The 17,297-nt window shown below is 70.0% G+C and carries 12 protein-coding genes; 7 read left to right on the forward strand and 5 right to left on the reverse strand.

Annotation, left to right across the window (positions count from 1 at the left end):
* Entirely contained in the window at nt 1-1,053 is a 1,053-nt protein-coding gene (locus JJ691_RS05860) for an alpha/beta hydrolase (protein WP_211767766.1), read from the forward strand.
* Here JJ691_RS05860 and JJ691_RS05865 read toward each other — a convergent pair.
* Complete coding sequence (locus JJ691_RS05865) at nt 1,050-1,205, reverse strand: hypothetical protein (protein ID WP_211767767.1); 156 nt, start codon at nt 1,203-1,205, stop codon at nt 1,050-1,052. The two genes, JJ691_RS05860 and JJ691_RS05865, sit on opposite strands and share 4 nt — an antisense overlap.
* A gap of 99 nt (nt 1,206-1,304) precedes the next feature.
* Between JJ691_RS05865 and JJ691_RS05870 the strand changes: the two genes are divergently transcribed.
* Nucleotides 1,305-2,159, forward strand: a complete 855-nt coding sequence (locus tag JJ691_RS05870; protein WP_211767768.1) for a class I SAM-dependent methyltransferase — start codon at nt 1,305-1,307, stop codon at nt 2,157-2,159.
* Between the two features lie 20 nt (nt 2,160-2,179).
* Here JJ691_RS05870 and JJ691_RS05875 read toward each other — a convergent pair whose 3' ends face one another.
* On the reverse strand, nt 2,180-4,942 hold the full coding sequence (locus tag JJ691_RS05875) for a glycosyl hydrolase 2 galactose-binding domain-containing protein (protein ID WP_211767769.1): 2,763 nt from the start codon (nt 4,940-4,942) through the stop codon (nt 2,180-2,182).
* A 292-nt stretch (nt 4,943-5,234) separates the two neighbouring features.
* On the opposite strand from JJ691_RS05875, the gene JJ691_RS05880 reads away from it, so the two are divergent.
* The gene (locus JJ691_RS05880; RefSeq protein WP_211767770.1) at nt 5,235-6,932 is read left to right on the forward strand and encodes an amidohydrolase; all 1,698 of its coding nucleotides are present in this window, start codon (nt 5,235-5,237) and stop codon (nt 6,930-6,932) included.
* Between the two features lie 42 nt (nt 6,933-6,974).
* Here JJ691_RS05880 and JJ691_RS05885 read toward each other — a convergent pair whose 3' ends face one another.
* On the reverse strand, nt 6,975-10,361 hold the full coding sequence (locus tag JJ691_RS05885) for a discoidin domain-containing protein (RefSeq protein ID WP_211767771.1): 3,387 nt from the start codon (nt 10,359-10,361) through the stop codon (nt 6,975-6,977).
* A gap of 215 nt (nt 10,362-10,576) precedes the next feature.
* On the opposite strand from JJ691_RS05885, the gene JJ691_RS05890 reads away from it, so the two are divergent.
* From JJ691_RS05890 to JJ691_RS05905, 4 genes are all read left to right on the forward strand, one after another.
* Entirely contained in the window at nt 10,577-11,542 is a 966-nt protein-coding gene (locus JJ691_RS05890) for an SDR family NAD(P)-dependent oxidoreductase (protein WP_211767772.1), read from the forward strand.
* A 14-nt stretch (nt 11,543-11,556) separates the two neighbouring features.
* A complete protein-coding gene (locus tag JJ691_RS05895; protein ID WP_211767773.1) occupies nt 11,557-12,051 on the forward strand; it encodes a DinB family protein in 495 nt (164 codons plus the stop codon).
* Between the two features lie 508 nt (nt 12,052-12,559).
* Entirely contained in the window at nt 12,560-13,804 is a 1,245-nt protein-coding gene (locus JJ691_RS05900; protein ID WP_211767774.1) for an MFS transporter, read from the forward strand.
* Between the two features lie 17 nt (nt 13,805-13,821).
* The gene (locus JJ691_RS05905; protein WP_211767775.1) at nt 13,822-16,059 is read left to right on the forward strand and encodes a glycoside hydrolase family 3 N-terminal domain-containing protein; all 2,238 of its coding nucleotides are present in this window, start codon (nt 13,822-13,824) and stop codon (nt 16,057-16,059) included.
* 45 nt (nt 16,060-16,104) lie between these two features.
* On the opposite strand, the gene JJ691_RS05910 is transcribed toward JJ691_RS05905, so the two are convergent.
* Both JJ691_RS05910 and JJ691_RS05915 read right to left on the reverse strand, forming a co-directional pair.
* The gene (locus JJ691_RS05910) at nt 16,105-16,758 is read right to left on the reverse strand and encodes a GntR family transcriptional regulator (RefSeq protein WP_249227715.1); all 654 of its coding nucleotides are present in this window, start codon (nt 16,756-16,758) and stop codon (nt 16,105-16,107) included.
* Between the two features lie 13 nt (nt 16,759-16,771).
* Nucleotides 16,772-17,272 carry a VOC family protein gene (locus tag JJ691_RS05915; RefSeq protein WP_211767777.1) on the reverse strand — a complete coding sequence of 167 codons (501 nt, stop codon included), beginning with the start codon at nt 17,270-17,272 and terminating at the stop codon, nt 16,772-16,774.
* Nucleotides 17,273-17,297: the final 25 nt, after the last annotated feature.

Raw genomic sequence — 17,297 nt, forward strand, 5'->3', positions numbered from 1 at the left:
ATGCTTGTCCGCAAGCTCGCCGTGCTGATGCTTGCCTGCGTCGCGGGTCTGACCGGCGCGGTGGCGCCGCCGACCGCGAGCGCGTCGTCGGCGAACTGCTCGGTGACCACGCTTCCGGTGAACTCGTCGTCCGTGGTGCGGCTGCTGACCACGCCCGCGGTGATCAGTGGCCAGCTGTGCGTGCCGGACGGGGCGGTCCCGTCGGCTGTCCAGTTGCTCGTGCACGGCGGCACCTACAACCGGACCTACTGGGACCTGCCCTACCAGCCGGATCAGTACTCGTACCAGCGGGACATGGCCGAGCACGGCTATGCCACGTTCGCGGTCGACGTGCTCGGAGCCGGGCAGAGCAGCCACCCGCTGAGCCTGCCGCTGACCGTGTGGGCCGAGGCCGAGGCCCTGCACGAGGTCATCGGGCAGCTGCGGGCCGGCGCCGTGGGCGGCACCCGCTTCGGCAAGGTGGTGATCGTCGGGCACTCCGTCGGCTCCGGCATCGTCGCCTCGGAGGCGTCCACCTACAAGGACGTGGACGGCGTGATCCTGACCGGCGTCACGCACATCCCGTCCCTGCCGGCTCTGGGCCTGGGTGCGGCATTGGGGCTGGTGCCGGCGTTCCTGTCGTCGGTGCAGAACCCCGGCGACCCGCTGTACTTCACCACCAAGCCCGGCGCCCGCGGGCCGTTGTTCTACAACACCGCGGACGCCGATCCCGACGTGATCGCCGCCGACGAGGCGACCAAGGACCAGGTTTCCGTGCCGGGCATGGGAACCGTGGCGGTGTTCGGCATCGTGGTGCCGGTGACGCTGGGCATCGACGTGCCGGTGTTGCAGGCAGTCGGCCAGGATGACGTGCTGTTCTGCGGCCTGCTGGCGCTGCGCGACTGTTCATCGGCGTCGGCCCTGCGCGCCCAGGAGGCCCCGTTCTACTCGGCGGCCGCCAAGCTTTCGGTGTACGTGTTGCCCGACGCGGGCCATTCCATTGCCCTGCACCGCAATGCCGGCGACTACCGGGACGCGACACGGGCCTGGCTGGTCTCCCAGCTGGGGATCTAGTACCAGTGGGCGCGGCCGCCGATGCGGCGGCCGGTGCCGCCCACGATGGCCAGCACCGCGCCGACCACGGCCAGCACGATGCCGATGGTCCACAGCACCGGGATGTTGAACAGGAAACCGCAGATCAGCAGGATCACGCCAAGGGTGATCACGGTTCTACCTCCTTCGTTCGCTGTCGGGAGGAGGATGACCGGCGGGCCGCCGCCGAAAACGGCCATTCGGACCAATCCGCGGTCTGACACCATTGGCGGATGAGCGATGTCGAGGCGTTGACCGCGTTGACCGCGTTGACCGACGGGGACCGCCGGCGGGCGCGGGAGTTGGCCGCCGGCGGTTCTTCCTTGTTGGCCCGGCATTTGACGGCCTATTTGGACAACGAGGCCGCCGGTTCGGTGTATGACCAGCCGGCGGCGTTCGAGGCTTTCATCGGCGGTGGTGGCAATGTCGGCCTGTACGCGGCTGTCGAGGACGCCCTGGCGGCGCAGTACCGGTCGGTGACCCCGGCCCGGTTGGCCGACATCGGCTGCGGCGACGGCCGGGTTGTGCGCAATGCCATAGCGGTTAGCGGACATCTGCCGGATTCGCTGACGTTGATCGAGCCCTCACCGGCGTTGTTGGCCGAGGCGGTGCGGGACTTGACGCCGACGCACGCCTACGCCGGCACCGTGCAGTCGTTCCTGTCCGAAGTGGACGACTCGTTCGACCTGATCGAGTCGACCTTCGCCATGCACACCATCCCGCACGAAGAGCGCACGGAAGTCCTTGCCCGGCTGCGGGAACGGACTTCGGGGCTGGTGATCGTCGACTTCGACGTGCCGGCGGTGGAGCACGGTGGGCCGGCGCACCTGCGCTTCCTCGCCGAGACCTACGAGCGCGGCCTGTCCGAGTACGGACCGGACCGGGACCTGGTCGCCGGCGGCTTCCTCATGCCCGTCCTGGTCGGGCAGCTGACGCCCGGGGCGCGGCGGGTGACCTGGGAACAGCCGGCCGCCCAGTGGCGGTCGCAACTGGAAAAGGCCGGCTACCAGGACGTTTCCGTCGTGCCGCTGCACGACTACTGGTCCTCGCCGGCCTTTCTGCTGACGGCTCGGTCCGGCGGCGCCTGAGCGCCGCCGGACCTGCGCGATCAGGCGTTCACGTCGAACTTGCCGACGTTCCAACCACTCAGGCTGACCACCGGGGTGGCGCCCTTGAGGTCGCTGGACTTCCACGTGACGGTCAGGGTCTGCGACTCGCTGGGCCACAACGTGATGTCGTTGTCGTCCCACAGGGTCGAGGTCACCTGGTTGTCACCGGGCTGCTCGGCGCCGCCCACGGTGCCGCGCCGCACGTCGGCCCGCAGGAAGAAGCCCACGGTCGAGGTGGTCGAGGTGTTGGTCACCGTCACCTTGGTGACCCGGTCCGCGCCGTCCGGCCCGGCCGCCGAGGTGGTGCTGGCGGTGGCCGAGACCTTGGCCTGGGCCAACGACTTCAGGCCGGTCAGGTCGGCGTAGGAGGACATTGTGGCCTGCGGGTTGCCCAGCGTGGACGACCAGTTCACGCTGTCCTGCTTGCTGGTCGGCTCCCAGTACACGTTGCGGTCGACGATCTGGTTGTTCTGCTTGACCAGCAGCTCGACGAAGTACACGTTGTTGGGCGCGCTGGTCGGCACCTTCGGCTTAACCACCGAGTTTCGCACTTGCTGCGGCGTCAGGGAAAGGCCGTTGACGCCCTGGTCGTCGAGGACCTTGCCGTTGGTGTCGTAGACCTTGGCCTCCACCGACACGTTGCCCTGGGTGCTGCCGGTCAGGTTGTCCAGGGTCACCGTGTTGTTGTCGATGGCGAACAGCGCGTGCAGCGACTGGTTGGCCTTCTTCGCGCCGAAGAAGCTGCCGGCCTGGTCACCGTCGTAGTTGTAGAGGTCCCACAGCAGCGTCGGCCAGCCCTTGTTGGCCTGCCAGTAGATCGTGCCGGTGGCCGGGGCCTCGGCGTTGGTCGAGTGGTCCATGAACGCCTCGAACTGGGCGCGGGTGTTCTCGTAGTTCTGCACCTGCGCCTCCTCGACATAGGAGGCCAGGTCGGACCACTTGCCGTAGCGGTTGGTCAGCGCCGTGTCGAAGGTGTACAGCGTGCCGAACTTGTAGCCGCCGTGCCCGGTCTCGTAGTTGGCGTGGTACTGGTTGAAACTCGGGTTCTGCCACAGGTTCGACTGGTCCGAGGCGGACAGGAAGCGGTTGATCGAGTCCAGCGTCGGCACCGTGTCGCCGGCGCTCTCCTCGCTGTCGAAGCCCCACGAGCCGCCCGCGTTGGTCCGGTCGTCGCCGCTGTCGTAGTGGCTGGTGTCGTACCAGTAGTTCGGCGGCACGTAGTCGTACGGGCCCTCCTTCTCGCCGGAGGCCCCCAGCTGCGGGCTGCTCTTGTACTCGGCCGAGGAGATGACCGGCTGGCTGAAGTCGGCCGCCTTGAAGCCGTTGAGCTCGGCGGTCTCCACCTTGGCGCTGGGCTCGTTGTCGCTCCAGCTGTAGGTGAACACGCTGGGGTGGTCGCGCTCGTTCTCGCCGATGGTCTGCGCGGACAGCGTGAGCAGGTTCAGCGTGGCGGTGTCGGTGGTCGGCGTCTCCCAGAAGTCGCAGCACTGCTGGCCGGAGTCGATCAGCATGCCGGCCCGGTCCATCTGCTGGAAGAAGTCGTCCGGCGGCAGGTGGCCCTCCAGCCGGATCACGTTGAGCCCCATGTTCTTCAGCAGCGCGATCTGCCGGGCCACGTCGGCCGAGTCGTAGCGCAGGAACAGGTCCGGCGCGAAACCGCCGCCGCGCACGACGAACGGCTGGCCGTTGACCGAGTACTGGCGGACGCCGTCCGGCGCGCTCGCCGACTTGCCGACCAGCGCGGTGGTGATGGTGCGGATGCCGAACTGCTCGTGCGTGCTGTTGCCGCCGGTGACGGTCGTGTCCACTGTGTACAGCGGCTGCGCGCCCATCTGGTAGGGCCACCAGACCTGCGGGTGCGAGATGGTCTGCACCGGGAAGGTGACCGTGGTCTTGCCGTGCGCGGGCACCGTGACGTTCTGGCTCACCGTGATCGGCGTGCCGCCGGACGGGGGAGTGATGGTCGCGGTCGCGGTGCCGGTCTGGCTGGACCCGCTGCCGTTGCTGACATCGGCCTTCACCGTCAGCTTGGAGCTGCTCAGGTCGGTGGCGTTGCTCTGCACCACGTGGGCGTTGCCGACCGACAGGCCGCCGGCCACCAGCAGCTGGACCGGGAACTGGATGCCGGTGTTGTTGTCCGGCGGCAGCTGGTTCCAGTCCACGTCGTCCAGCGTCAGCATCTTGGACGGGTCGTTCGGGTACACCTCGACGGCCAGCGAGTTGGCGCCCGACTTGAGCACACTGCTGACGTCGAAGGTGAACTTGGTGTAGGCGCCGGTGACCGTCGAGGAGGTGGCGAGCTCCTTGCCGTCCACCCAGACGTCGGCCTTGCCGACCACGCCGTTGACCACCAGCGAGGCTGTCTGGCCGGCGGCCAGCGAGGCGTCGAAGTCGGTGCGGAACCACCACGGGGTGGCGAACTGGGCGGTGGTCACCGGGCCCGAGTTCTTCTTCTGCGTGCCGAAGCAGGTCTTCATGTTGTCGGCGACGAAGACGTCTGCGCACTTGTTGTTCTGCAGCAGCGCCGTGATCTCCGTGCCGGGGGCCCCGGCGTCGTCCGGACGCACCTTCAGCCAGCTCGACGTGTCGAAGCCGGGGGTGGATATCTTCGCGCCACCCTGCGTCGCGGTCGCGCTGGTGAGCACCGTCCAGCCGGCGGTGCCCAGGGTGGTCAGGCCCGGTGGGGCGGCGGCCGCGCTGGTGGGCAACGGCGCCACCAGCGTGAGCGCGGTGCCGAGCACCACGCCGATGACTCGCTTCATTAGGTCGGCTCCTCGCGGACGACGTGACATGGGCGAGCGGCGGTGGCGGCGGTCCGCTGCTTGGCTCAGTATTAGTAAAGTTTCCTACCTATATCGGAAACAGCCTCGCGGGTGGGTGGATCGCTGTCAATACTCCTGCCCTGTACGACCATTTCGCCCGGTTTAGGGGTCGACCGGCTGAACGGGTCGAGTTGACCGGCTGGACGACTCCGCCGGCCCGGCGCGGTCCCGTGACGGCGTTACGGTGATCTTGGCACCGGGCGAATGATCCATAGTGGACAGAGGGGTCGGCGTGAGCGACTACGAGATCGGCCGCAGGAGACTGTTGCGGGGCTTCGGCCTCACCGCCGCGGCCAGCACCGCCATGATGGCCGCCGCCGACCCGGTGCTCGGCGCGACCCTGGCCCACGACGAGCGGGTCGGCGTCACCCCGGCCACCTATCAGGCGCCGACCGGCCTGGCCAAGGACGGCGACGCCAAGTCCACCGCGCTGGCCTGGATCTCCGCGCACGCCGACGAGATCACCGGTCTGAGCGACCGGATCTGGCAGTACGCCGAGCTCTCCCTGCGGGAATGGCAGTCCTCGCTGGCGGTCGCCGCGCTGCTGACCAAGTACGGCTTCACCGTGCAGTGGGGCGCCGGCGGCTTTCCGGCCGCGTTCGTGGCCACCTACGGGTCCGGTGGTCCGGTCATCGGATTCAACGCCGAATACGACGCCCTGCCCGGCCTGTCCCAGAAAGCCGGGTCAGGCAGCCATGATCCGCTCGTCTACAACTACGACGCCTACGGCCCCACCTACGGCGCCGGCCACGGCGACGCGCACAACACCCTCGGCGCCGGCGGCGCGGCGGCCGCGATCGCCGTCAGCCAGGCCATCCGGGCCCAGGGGCTCAAGGCCACCGTCAAGGTTTTCGGCACCACCGGCGAGGAACAGCTCGTCGGCAAGCCGTACATGGTGAAGGCCGGCGTCTACGACGGTCTCGACGCCTTCATGGACTGGCATCCCTTCGGTGCCACCCTGGCGTTCTGGAACACCACCAGCGCGCTCACCTCGGCCACCTTCACCTTTCTGGGGGCGGCCGGCCACGGCGCGACGCCGCTGGGCAACCGCAGCGGCCTCGACGGCGCACTGCTCATGGCGACGATGTCCGAGTACCTGCGGGAGAAGAACGTCGCCCCGTCCGGGCGGTTCCACTACGCCGTCATCAACGGCGGCGGCGCCCCCAACGTCACGCCCGACATGTGCAGCATCTGGTTCTTCGTCCGGGAGGGCAGCCCGGCCCGGCTGAAGGTGCTCTACGACAAGATCGTCGCCTGCGCCCAGGCCGCCGCCCAGGCGTCCCAGACCCGGCTCATCCACAAGTTCCACTCGGCCACCTGGAACTCGCTGGGCAACAAGTTCGGGGCCGAGCTCATGAACGACAACATGACCCGCATCGGGCCGCCCGTGTTCACCGAAGCCGACCAGACCCTGGCCAAGGCCGTGCAGCACGCCTTGGGCAAGCCCGAGGTCGGCCTACCCACCGGCCTGGTCCCGCTGACCCCGCCCAACCCCAACTTCGGCGGCGGCATCTCCACCGACACCGCCGACGTCTCCTGGCACGTGCCGACCGCCTCGGCCCTCGTCGCCACCTTCCCGGCCGGTGTCCCCAACCACAACTGGGGCGTCACCTCCACCGCCGCCTCCAGCATCGGCCACCAGGGCCTGCTCTCCGCCGCCCGCTACCTGGCCGCCACCGCCGTCGACCTGATCACCCAGCCGGACCTGTTGTCGCAGTTCAAGGCAGAGTTCCAGGCCCGTACCGCCGGGGTCCAGTGGCAGAGCCTCATCCCTGACGGCCAGCAGCCCCCGCTGTACGAGCCGCCGGCCGACTTCCTCGCCGCGACCGGCCAGCACTGGCCGCCGGCCGGCGTCACCTGGCCCGTGCCCGAGGTAGTGTCCCTGGAGCAGTTGGGATCCGTCGGCCCCGACCTGCCACCGGTGACGTGATGTCGTGCCCCACCGGCCGTCCGGCCGGTGGGGCACGCCCCCTTATGGCTGAACGGAAATCGGACTCGTGACGGCCAAACCGCCGGACAGCGGCAGGTTCCGTGACGAGTCGCCGATCAGCACCTGGTAGTTGCCGGTTCCGGCGACCCAGCCGTTGGCCGTCCACGACGCGAGGTCCCGGGCGGTCAGCGTGAACGTGACGGTGGAGCTGGCGCCGGGATTGAGCGTCACCCGTTGGAAACCCTTGAGCTGGTGCGGTGGTTCGCCGGCCGGTCCGGGATCGCCGACGTACAGCTGGGCGACCTCGGCTCCGGCGCGGCTGCCGGTGTTGGTGACCGTGGCGGTGACGGTCGAGCGGCCGTTCACCAGCGGCCCGATGGCTAGGTTGCCGAACGAGAAGCTGGTGTACGAGAGGCCGTAACCGAAGGGGAACAGCGGCGCGACGTTCTGCGCGTCGTACCAACGGTAGCCGACCTTGAGGCCTTCGGAGTACTGGACTGCGCCGTTCACCCCGGGCCACTGCGCCGGCGTGTTGGCCGGCACCGCGGACAGCGAGGTCGGGAAGGTGACCGGCAGCCGCCCGGACGGGTTGACGTCGCCGAACAGCAGGGCGGCGATCGCCTTGCCCCACACCTGCCCGTCGTAGAAGCCCTCGAACACGCCGGCGACCTGGTTCAGCCACGGCATCAGGATCGCCGCGTTGTTGTTGAGCACCACGATGGTCCGCGGATTGGCGGCGGCCACCGCGGAGATCAGCGCGTCCTGGTTGTTGGGCAGGTTCAGCGACGTGTTGTCGGCCTCCTCGTGCCCGTAGTTGTCGCTGGCGAACACCACCGCCACCGACGACGACCGCGCCAGGGCGACCGCGGCCGCCTGGTCGGTGCCGTCGTTGTAGCTGACCTGCGCGTTCGTGTCGGCCAACCGTTCCTGGATGCCGATGATCGGCGTGTACGTGCCGGCGCTGGTGACGGTGCCGCTGCCGCCGCCGATGGTCTGCGCGCCGGGGCCGCCATCGACGCCGATCACCGCGACCGAGCCGACGCTGTTGGCGTCCAAGGGAAGCACGCCGTTGTTCTTCAACAGCACCGTGCCCTCCTCGGTGCCGCGCAGGGCGACGGCGGCGTGCGCGGGCGTGGTGACGATGGCGTCGCGGGCTCCGGAGGGCGCCTTGTCGAACAGGCCGAACCGGAACATCTGGGTCAGCACGCGGGACACCATGGTGTCCACAGTGGACTGACTGACCTGCCCGTTCTGCACGGCCTGGATGAGATAGTCGGCGTAGTAGTAGCCGCCGGGCATCTCCACGGTCAGGCCGGCGTTGGCCGACTCGACGGTGGAGTGGATCGCGCCCCAGTCGGAGGTGACGAACCCGGTGAAGCCGGCCTGCTGGTAGAGCCCGGTGTTCAGGATCGCCGGATTCTGGCACGACGGCTCGCCGTTGACGTTGCTGTAGGCGCACATCACCGCCGCCGCCCCGCCCTGCTCGATCGAGGTCTGGAACGCCGGTAGGTAGATCTCCTGCAGGGTCCGGGAATCCACGTCGATGGTGCCGGCCGGCTGCTCGATGTTGTACGCCGCCGCGTGCTTGACCTCGGCCAGCACGCCCTGGCCCTGGATGCCGGCGACGTCGGCCGCGCCCATCTGCCCGGACAGGTACGGGTCCTCGCCGAACGTTTCGAACGCCCGGCCCCAGCGCGGATCCCGCACGATGTTGACCGTCGGCCCGAGCGACACGTTCACGCCCTTGGCGGCGAACTCCTGGCCGACCGCCGCCCCGTACTGCTGCTCGTAGTCGGTGTCGAAGGTCGCCGCCGACACCAGGCCGGACGGCATCTGTGTGACACCGCCGAGCCCGTCGCCGACGCCGGCCGGGCCGTCCTGGAAGTTGACGTCCGGGATGCACAGCGCCGGAATGCCGTAGATCTTGCCGATGTAGTCGGGGGCGTCGGTGCCGTGCAGAATGGACACCTTCTGCGCCAACGACATCTGGCCCATCACCTGGGCGACGCGGGTCGCCGTCGGGTTGGTGTTGTTCAGCCACGGGCAGTTGCCCGGGGCTGGCTGGGTCGGCGGCGGCGGGATGGTCGCGGTCACGCCGCCGACCGTGTAGACCTCGAACTCCCAGAGGGCGTAGCCGTACGCCGTCGCGCGGCCGGTGCCGTACATGCGGATGTACCGGCCGGTTCCGGTCACGGTGAGCGTTTGTGTGCCACCGGTGCCGGTGGTGGTGCTGTAGATGGGGTTCCAGGTGGTGCCGTTGTCGGAGACCTGGATCTGGAACGCCGACGCGAAGGCGTTCTCCCAGCGCAGCACCACCTTGCACACCGGCAGGCTGGCCCCGAGGTCCACCTGGAGCCACTGCGGGTCGCTGTAGGCGCTGGACCAGCGGGTGATGCTGCTGCCGTCCACCGCGTACGGCGCGGAGTAGCCGGGGTCGTTGTCCTGAATGGACGATGCCGTGGCCGGATGCCCCAGCGCCGCGTTGTTGTTGCCACAGTTGCCATCGCCGCCGGAGCCGCTGCCGCCGGTGCGGATCTGGAATTCCCACAGCGAGTAGCCGTAGCCGGTGGCCCGTGCGGTGCCGTACATCCGGACATACCGGCCGGTTCCGCTCAGGGCGAGCGTTTGCGTGCCGCCGGTGCCGGTCGTGGTGGTGTAGATGGGGTTCCAGGTGGTGCCGTTATCGGAGACCTGGATCTGGAACGCCGTGGCGTATGCCGTCTCCCACTGCACCACGACCTGGCAGATCGTCACGCTGGAGCCGAGGTCGACCTGGAGCCATTGCGGGTCGGAAGCCGCGCTGGACCATCGTGTGCCGGGATCGCCGTCGACGGCCGCGGCCGCCGGTGTGCCGGCGTTCTCCGTCGAGGACGCGGTCGCCGGCCGGTCGAGGGCGGCATTGGTCGTGCCGCAGGAGGATCCGCCGCTACCGGCCGTGCCGAAGGCCTGGAACTCCCACAGCGAGTAGCCGTAGCCGGTGGCCCGCGCGGTGCCGTACATCCGGACATACCGGCCGGTTCCGGTCACGGTGAGCGTTTGTGTGCCGCCGGTGCCGGTGGTGGTGCTGTAGATCGGATTCCACGTCGATCCGTCGTTGGAGACCTGGATCTGGAACGCGGTGGCGTAGGCCGTCTCCCATTGCAGGACGACTCGGGTGATCGAGGCCGTCGCGCCCAGATCGACCTGGAGCCACTGGGGATCGGCCGCCGCGCTCGACCATCGGGTGCCGCTGTCGCCGTCGACGGCCGCCGACGCCGGTGTGCCGGCGTTCTCGGTCGACGACGCCGAGGCCGGTTTGCCCTGGGAGAGCAGCGAATCGGCCGCGTTGGCCCGGACCGCGCCGCCGAACAGGGCCAGTGCCAGCGACGCGACCAGGGCCAGCGGAATCATGGGGGAGCGCTCTCCGAGACGGAGTCTTCGGGACCGCATGCGAGCTCCTTCGGGTGCAGGGGGAACCGAGGAAGGGGAGCGCCCGGCAGGGTGGGAGAGCGCTCTCCCGGATGGTCCGCCACCGGTTCCGCGCTGTCAATGGGGGAGCTGTCCAGGGTGGCGGCGTCCCGCCCCCGTGATCGCCGACACGATCGTGGGCCGGTGTGCGGCGGCGGCTTGCGCTGGAGCGCACTCCAGCTCATAGCGTCGTCACCATGACAACGACCGCACAGCACAAGATCGGCACCGGCTTCGGCGCGACCAGCACGGCCGCGGAGGTGATCGCCGGCATCGACCTGACCGGCAAGCTGGCGCTGGTCACCGGCGGCTACTCCGGCATCGGCATCGAGACCACCCGCGCCCTGGTGGGCGCCGGCGCGCACGTGATCGTGCCGGCCCGGCGGGTGGACACGGCCCGGGAAGCGCTCTCGGACATCCCGAACGTCGAGGTCGACGCGCTGGACCTGGGCGACCTGGACAGCGTCAAGGCCTTCGCCGAGCGGTTCCTGGCCACCGGCCGCACCCTCGACCTCGTGATCAACAACGCCGGGGTGATGGCCTGCCCGGAGACCCGGATCGGCCCCGGCTGGGAGGCCCAGTTCGCCACCAACCACCTCGGCCACTTCGCCCTGGTCAACCGGCTCTGGCCGGCGGTCGCGGACGGCGCGCGGGTGGTCGCGCTCTCCTCCCGTGGCCACTTCTTCTCGCCGATCCGCTGGGACGACCTCCAGTTCGAGCAGGGCTACGAGAAGTGGGCGGCCTACGGCCAGGCCAAGACCGCCAACGTGCTGTTCGCCAAGAAGCTGAACGAGTTGGGCGCGGACCGGAACGTGCAGGCCTTCGCCGTGCACCCGGGCGGCATCTGGACGCCGCTGCAGCGGCACCTGTCCCGCGAGGAGATGGTCGAGCGCGGCTGGATCGACCAGGACGGCAACCTGCTGGTCAAGTTCAAGACGCCCGAGCAGGGCGCCGCGACCACGGTGTTCGCCGCCACCTCGCCGCAGCTGGATGGCCTGGGCGGGGTGTACCTGGAGGACTGCGACCTGGCCGACGCGGTCCCGGTGGACGCCGACCCGGCCACGACCTGGGCCGGCGTCAAGGCGTACGCCATCGACCCGGAGCAGGCCGACCGGCTGTGGACCCTGTCGGCGGAGCTGACCGGCGTGAACGCCTTCGCCTGAAATAGCATCCCGGCGTGGATGATCTCTGCGCCGAGTGCGGGTTCCGCTACGACGTCGACGACGCGCCGGCTGCCGCCGCCACCATCCGGCGGCTGGCCGGCGAGGTCGCCGAGGCGCTGCGGACGCCGGCCGACCTCGCCACCCGCCGCCGGCCCGGGCTCTGGTCGCCGCTGGAGTACGGCTGCCACCTCCGGGACGTGTTCCTGATGCAGCGTGAGCGGGTGCTGACCGCCCGTAGGAACAGCGGGTTCACCCCGACGAGCATGGGCCGCGACGCCCGCGTCGAGCACGAGGGCTATGCCGAGCAGGACCCGAACGACGTCGCCCGGCAGCTCGCCGACGCGGCCTCGCTGTTCGGGAACGTGCTGGACCGGCTGGGCGAGGACTGGGACAACGAGATGGTCTACTCCTGGCCGGAGCCGCAGGTGCGGTCGCTGCGCTGGGTGGCCGTGCACACCGTGCACGAGGTGCAGCACCACCTGCGGGACATCCGCGATCAGCTGGCTTGACCGAATGTCCGGGCCTGATCGTTTGATCGAAAAGGCGGGAAACGGTCGGGCTCGGCTGTTCGCCGCACGATCGGGCCGATTTGCCCGAGTGGGCTGCCCAGACCGCTCCGGCTGACCGAAACGCGGGACCATTCGGGCCCGGCTGACCGGGCGGGCCCAACCGGCCGAAACAGCGAAAAACGTTCCAGGGGCGCGGTTTCTGGACGTTCGGGCAGCCTCCTGACCCGTTTCGCCCGACGGCGTTGTCCGCCCCGCCCCGGCGATCTACAGTCAATGCTGGATCGCCACCGCGATCCGCCGAGACCAGCTCCCTCCCGCGGCCGGTACCCCCAGTCTGCCGCGTGGGGGAGCTTCCCGTGTCACGGGTTGGGAGCACTGGGCGGAAGGAGTGACTTCCGGCCAGTGGTCGACGCCGAGAGGGCCGTTGTGCCGGACACTGGGGCGGTGACCCGTCACCACCCTGTGAGAGCGCTTCCATCAATCTTGACCATATGGTAGAAATTGGCGCGTGCCCGGGCGACGCGCCGCCATGACCACTGTTCAGCCGACCGCGCGGCGGTCGGCGGCGGAGCGCGCCGCCACCAAGGCCACCTACGCCGCGTTCGCCGGCTCCGGACTGCTGCTGTCCAGCGGGCTGGCCCGCCTTCCGCAGTTGCGTGACGACCTGGGTCTGGACACCGGTCAACTGGGCGCGATCCTGCTGGCCGGCGCGGCCGGCGCCCTGATCTCCCGGCCGTTCTCCGGCCGTGTGGTGACCCAGCTCGGGCAGGGCCGCGCCGTCGCCTGGACGTCCGCGCTGTCCGGTGTCGCGCTGGTGCTGATCGGGCTGGGCGACCGGCTCGGCGCGCCGGTGTTCGCCACCGGCATGCTGTTGTTCGGGCTGTTCAGCTCGGCCTGGGATGTCGCGATGAACATCCAGGGCACGGTGGTGGAGCGCCGGCTCGGCCGGTCGATCATGCCGCGGTTCCATGCCGGCTACAGCGTCGGCACGGTGGCCGGTGCGCTGCTGGGCGCGGCCATGGTGCAACTGGACGTTCCGGTGCCGGTGCACCTGACGATCGTCGCGGTGGTGGTGGCCGTCGCGCTCCCGATCGCGGTGCGCGGATTCCTGCCCGGCGAGCCTCCGTCCACAGAGGACGGTCGTAGGCCGCACAGCACGCTGCGCTACTGGCGCGAGCCGCGCACCCTGATGATCGGCGTGTTCGTGTTGGCCGCCGGGTTCAGCGAAGGCGCCGGCAACGACTGGACGGGCGTCAGCTTCGTCGACGGTTACCACGCGCCGGCCGCGCTGGGCACCGTCGCCTACGCGACCTTCCTGGCCGCCATGACGGCCACCCGCTGGTTCGGCCCACGCCTGCTCGACCGTTTCGGCCGGGTGATCGTGCTACGGATCCAGGGCGCGGTGGCCGTACTCGGGCTCCTGTTGTTCATCTTCGCCCCCGCCGTTCCGCTAGCCTTCGTGGGAACCGCCCTGTGGGGCGTCGGCGTGGCTTTCGGCTATCCGGTCGGCATGAGCGCGGCCGCGGACGACCCGGCGCACGCCGCCGGCCGGGTCACCGTGGCGTCCTCGGTCGCGAAGATCGCCAGCTTCGCCGGGCCGCCGCTGCTGGGCCTGCTCGGTGATCACGTGACGATCCTGCGGGCCCTGCTCGCGGTGGCCGCACTACAGGTGGTCGCGCTGTGCCTGGCGCAGGCCACCCGTCCGCTCGCGCCCGTGGACCCGGACCGCCACCGGGCACTCGACAACCAGTGAAGACAGGAGCAACGCAGGTGGTCGACCAGCCTTACCGTGATCCGGCCCTTTCCGTCGCCGAGCGCATCGACGACCTGCTGGCCCGGATGACGCTGCCGGAGAAGATCGGTCAGATGCTGCACCTGGACGCCCGCGGCGGCGTCCGGGAGCTGATCGACGACTACCACGTCGGCGCCATCCTGCACACCTCGCCGGAGAACCTGGTGCTGGCCATGGACCTGGCCGCCAAGACCCGGCTGGGCATCCCGCTGCTGACCGGTGAGGACTGCATCCACGGCCACTCGTTCTGGCCCGGGGCCACCATCTTCCCGACGCAGCTGGGCATGGCCTGCTCCTGGGATCCGGCCCTGGTCGAGCAGGTGGCCCGGGTGACCGCGGTCGAGGTCTCCACCACCGGCGTGCACTGGACGTTCTCCCCGGTCCTGTGCATCACCCGGGACCTGCGCTGGGGCCGGGTCGACGAGACGTTCGGCGAGGACCCCTTCCTGATCGGCGAGTACGGCTCGGCCATGGTCAAGGGCTACCAGGGCGACGGCCTGTCCGACCCGACGGCGATCCTGGCCTGCGCCAAGCACTTCGCCGGTTATTCGGAGACCCAGGGCGGCCGGGACGCCACCGAGGCCGACCTGTCGCGACGCAAGCTGCGCTCCTGGTTCCTGCCGCCGTTCGAGCGGGTGGCCCGCGAGGGCTGCCGCACCTTCATGATCGGCTACCAGGCCATCGACGGCGTGCCGATCACCGCGAACCAGTGGGTGCTCAAGGAAGTCCTGCGCGACGAGTGGAAGTACTCGGGCACGCTGGTGACCGACTGGGACAACGTCGGCCGCATGGTGTGGGAGCAGCAGATCTGCGCCGACCACGCCGAGGCGGCGGCGCTCGCGGTGCGCTCCGGCAACGACCTCGTGCTGACCACGCCCCAGTTCTTCCAGGGCGCCCAGGACGCGGTGGCCCGCGGCATGCTGTCCGAAGTGGACATCGACGAGGCGGTGCGCCGGATCCTCACCCTGAAGTTCGAGCTGGGCCTGTTCGAGAACCCGCGCGTGCCCGACGCCGAGCGGCAGAAGCTGCACATCGGCAAGGCCGAGCACGTGGCCGTGAACCTGGAGATGGCGCGGCGCAGCCTGGTGCTGCTGACCAACGACGGCACGCTGCCGCTCGGCGGCAGCCAGGTGAAGGTCGCCGTGGTCGGCCCGAACGCGGACGACGTGGACGCGCAGCTGGGTGACTGGGCCGGCGCTTCGGGCCAGGTGGACTGGCTGCCGGACGGCCACCCGCGGCACCTCACCGAGACTGTCCTGGATGGACTGCGCGCGGTCGTCCCTCCCGAGTGGACGGTCACGCACGCGCTCGGCGCCCGCATCGCCACGTTCGGCCCGGATCCCGACGGCACCGTGCTGCCGGACGGCCAGCCTGCGCCCGAGGTCGTGCGGCCCGAGCCGGCGGACCCGTCGCTGATCGCCGAGGCGGTCGCGGCCGCCGAGGCGTCCGATGTGGTCGTGGCGGTGGTCGGTGACACCATCGGCCTGGTCGGCGAGGCCCGCTCCACGGCCACACTGGAACTGGTCGGCGGCCAGATCGCGCTGCTGGACGCGTTGGCGCAGACCGGAAAGCCGGTCGTGGTGGTGGTGATCAGCTCGAAGCCGCTGGTGCTGCCGCCGTCGGCGGAGCACGCCGCCGCGATCGTTCAGGCGTTCAACCCGGGAATGAAGGGCGGCCGGGCGATCGCCGAGCTGCTGCTGGGCCTGATCGAGCCGAGCGGCCGGCTGCCGATCTCGGTGGCCCGGCACGTCGGCCAGCAGCCCATCTACTACAACCAGATCCGCGGCCAGCACGGGCACCGCTACGCCGACCTCACGCAGGACCCGATGTTCGCCTTCGGCGAGGGGCTCAGCTACACCACGCTGGAGTACTCGGATCTCGAGGTGCTGACGCCGGCGCTGGGTCCGGCCGACACCGTGCGCGCCGAGGTCACCGTCTCCAACACCGGCAACCGGCCGGCGCGCGAGACCGTGCAGGTGTACGTCCGCGACCTGATCACCTCGGTGACCTGGGCCGACCGGGAACTCAAGGCGTACCAGCAGGTCGACGTGCCGGCGGGGGAGTCGGTGCGGGTGGCGCTGGAGCTGCCGGCGGCCGACTGCACGCTGGTCACCGCCGACGGCCGCCGGATCGTCGAGTCCGGCGAGTTCGACCTGCTGGTCGGCCACTCCTCGCGGCCGCGTGACCTGCTGGCCGCCCGGTTCACCATTTCCTGACGCGCCGGATCGGGCCGTGCGGCAGCCCCACACGGCCCGTTTCCGTCAGTGGGCGAACAGCTCCGGGTGTTTGACCAGCTCCACCCGGGTCCGGCGGATGTGCAGCTCCAGGATCCGCTCCGCGGAGCCGTGATCACGGTCCCGCAGCGCCTGGATCAGCAGCCGGTGCTCGGCGTTGATGATCCACCGCCGCTGGTCGCCGGCCAGCCGGGAGAACGCCCGCCGGTAGTGCTGGGTGGTGTCCCACAGGCGGTTCACCATCGTCGGCAGGTCCCCGTCGCGGTGGTACTGGTACACGGCCCAGTGCAGCCGGCGGTCCAGCACCAGGAACTCCTCGACGTCCACGCAGGCCTCGATCCGGTCCTGCACCGTGGCCATCGCCTCGATGTCCGCATCGGACAGTCGCGGCGCGGATTCGGCCAGCAGCAACGGTTCCAGCCGCTCGCGGATCTTGTAGCTGAGCTCGCACTCGCGCACGTCCATCGAGGTCACCCAGGCGCCCTGGTTGGCGCGCAGGGTGACCAGGCCGCGCGACTCGAGGATGCGCAGCGCCTCGCGCACCGGCAGCCGGCTGGTGTTCAGCTCCTCGGCCAGCTCGTCCTGCACGATCCGGGTGCCGGGGGCCAGCTGCCCGGCCAGGATCCGGGCGCGCAGCTCGTCGGCGATGCGCTGGCTGGCCACGCCCGCGGGTACGGCCACGCTCGCCATCCCTTCAGTCGAACGCCTCCGGGTGGTGGTCGAAGGCCTTTCCGTTGGGATAGGACACTAGCTCACACTGCATCCCCCACGGCGACAGGAAGTACACCCACCGCTGGCCCTCGCTCGGCCCCTTGCTGGTGGTGGGCTCGCCGAGCACGGTGAGCCCACGCCGGCGCAGGTCGGCGACGGCGGCGTCCAGATCCTCGACGTACAGGGCGATGTGGTGGCCGCCGACGTCGGAGTTGCGCGGCGGCACGGTCTGTTGCGCCGACGCCTCGTACCGGAAGACCTCAAAGATCGCCCGGCCGCCGAGGCGGTAGAACCGCAGCTCGCGCATCACCGCCCGGTCGTCGACGCCGAGGTGCTCGCTCATCCAGCGACCTTCATCCTGGTAGGGGCCGAGCTTGTACATGTACTCGCAGCCCAGCACGTCGGTGAAGAACTCGTGGGCCTGCTCCAGGTCCGGCACGGTGACGCCGACATGGTCGACGCCGGTCACTCCCGGCAGGGGCACTGTGACCTCCAATGGATCCAATGAG

The sequence above is a fragment of the Kutzneria sp. CA-103260 genome, assembly GCF_018263855.1.
Taxonomy (GTDB): Bacteria; Actinomycetota; Actinomycetes; order Mycobacteriales; family Pseudonocardiaceae; genus Kutzneria.

Coding starts and splice junctions, on each gene's coding strand:
- JJ691_RS05860 (WP_211767766.1), top strand. CDS start 1: ATGCTTGTCCGCAAGCTCGCCGTGCTGATGCTTGCCTGCGTCGCGGGT.
- JJ691_RS05870 (WP_211767768.1), top strand. CDS start 1,305: ATGAGCGATGTCGAGGCGTTGACCGCGTTGACCGCGTTGACCGACGGG.
- JJ691_RS05875 (WP_211767769.1), bottom strand. CDS start 4,942: ATGAAGCGAGTCATCGGCGTGGTGCTCGGCACCGCGCTCACGCTGGTG.
- JJ691_RS05885 (WP_211767771.1), bottom strand. CDS start 10,361: ATGCGGTCCCGAAGACTCCGTCTCGGAGAGCGCTCCCCCATGATTCCG.
- JJ691_RS05890 (WP_211767772.1), top strand. CDS start 10,577: ATGACAACGACCGCACAGCACAAGATCGGCACCGGCTTCGGCGCGACC.